At 49.6% G+C, this 1,165-nt stretch carries 9 tRNA genes and 1 rRNA gene; all 10 read right to left on the bottom strand.

Annotated features, from left to right (window positions below):
* Positions 1-75: 75 nt before the first annotated feature.
* A tRNA-Ala gene (locus tag ACFO3D_RS17010) sits at positions 76-151 on the bottom strand.
* An 8-nt stretch (positions 152-159) separates the two neighbouring features.
* Positions 160-236 (bottom strand) — tRNA-Pro (locus ACFO3D_RS17015).
* Between the two features lie 8 nt (positions 237-244).
* Positions 245-321: transfer RNA gene (locus ACFO3D_RS17020), tRNA-Arg, on the bottom strand.
* A 5-nt stretch (positions 322-326) separates the two neighbouring features.
* A tRNA-Leu gene (locus ACFO3D_RS17025) sits at positions 327-412 on the bottom strand.
* Between the two features lie 23 nt (positions 413-435).
* A tRNA-Gly gene (locus tag ACFO3D_RS17030) sits at positions 436-507 on the bottom strand.
* 20 nt (positions 508-527) lie between these two features.
* Positions 528-611 (bottom strand) — tRNA-Leu (locus tag ACFO3D_RS17035).
* Positions 612-616: 5 nt separating this feature from the next.
* Positions 617-692 (bottom strand) — tRNA-Lys (locus tag ACFO3D_RS17040).
* 32 nt (positions 693-724) lie between these two features.
* Positions 725-800, bottom strand: a tRNA-Thr gene (locus tag ACFO3D_RS17045).
* Between the two features lie 3 nt (positions 801-803).
* A tRNA-Val gene (locus tag ACFO3D_RS17050) sits at positions 804-879 on the bottom strand.
* Positions 880-898: 19 nt separating this feature from the next.
* Positions 899-1,014: ribosomal RNA gene (gene rrf / locus ACFO3D_RS17055) — 5S ribosomal RNA — on the bottom strand.
* Positions 1,015-1,165: the final 151 nt, after the last annotated feature.

Raw genomic sequence — 1,165 nt, forward strand, 5'->3', positions numbered from 1 at the left:
GAAAGCATTAAATGCTTTTCCTGTCTTCTTGACATACTGGTTGTTTTGTTCAGTTTTCAAGGATCAAATAAATTATGGTGGAGCCTAGCGGGATCGAACCGCTGACCTCCTGCGTGCAAGGCAGGCGCTCTCCCAGCTGAGCTAAGGCCCCAAAAGAAGTGGTCGGGAAGACAGGATTCGAACCTGCGACCCCATGGTCCCAAACCATGTGCTCTACCAAGCTGAGCTACTTCCCGTAATATAATGGCGCGCCCGAGAGGAGTCGAACCCCTAACCTTTTGATCCGTAGTCAAACGCTCTATCCAATTGAGCTACGGGCGCATTGATGCCGAGGGCCGGACTCGAACCGGCACGGTAGAAACCTACCGCAGGATTTTAAGTCCTGTGCGTCTGCCAATTCCGCCACCCCGGCATGGTATGATTTGGCTGAGTTAGAGCGGAAGACGGGATTCGAACCCGCGACCCCCACCTTGGCAAGGTGGTGTTCTACCACTGAACTACTTCCGCATATAACTTTAATATTTAAATGGTGCGGGTGGAGGGACTTGAACCCCCACGTCATAGACACTAGATCCTAAATCTAGCGCGTCTGCCAATTCCGCCACACCCGCAAAGATGGTGAGCCATGGAGGATTCGAACCTCCGACCCTCTGATTAAAAGTCAGATGCTCTGCCAGCTGAGCTAATGGCTCATACATTCACAAACTTACAGCTTGTTCAAAAGTGGTGCCGGCCAGAGGACTTGAACCCCCAACCTACTGATTACAAGTCAGTTGCTCTACCAATTGAGCTAGACCGGCAAATGGTGGAGGATGCAGGGCTCGAACCTGCGACCCCCTGCTTGTAAGGCAGGTGCTCTCCCAGCTGAGCTAATCCTCCTGAACAATTAAATGTCACTGCCTGGCGGCGTCCTACTCTCGCAGGGGCAAAGCCCCAACTACCATCGGCGCTGGAGAGCTTAACTTCTGTGTTCGGCATGGGAACAGGTGTGACCTCTCCGCTATTGCCACCAGACATTTAATTTAACTTTAAAGACAAACTATATTATATGCACTTTCGTGCAAAAATGCAAGGAATTTTTAAATTTATACCTTAAAAACTAAATAAGAGCCTCGCATGACATCAGGTAAAGATTTAGTTAAGTCCTCGATCTATTAGTATCCGT

The organism is Virgibacillus kekensis (assembly GCF_042654125.1).
Taxonomy (GTDB): Bacteria; Bacillota; Bacilli; order Bacillales; family Amphibacillaceae; genus Lentibacillus; species Lentibacillus kekensis.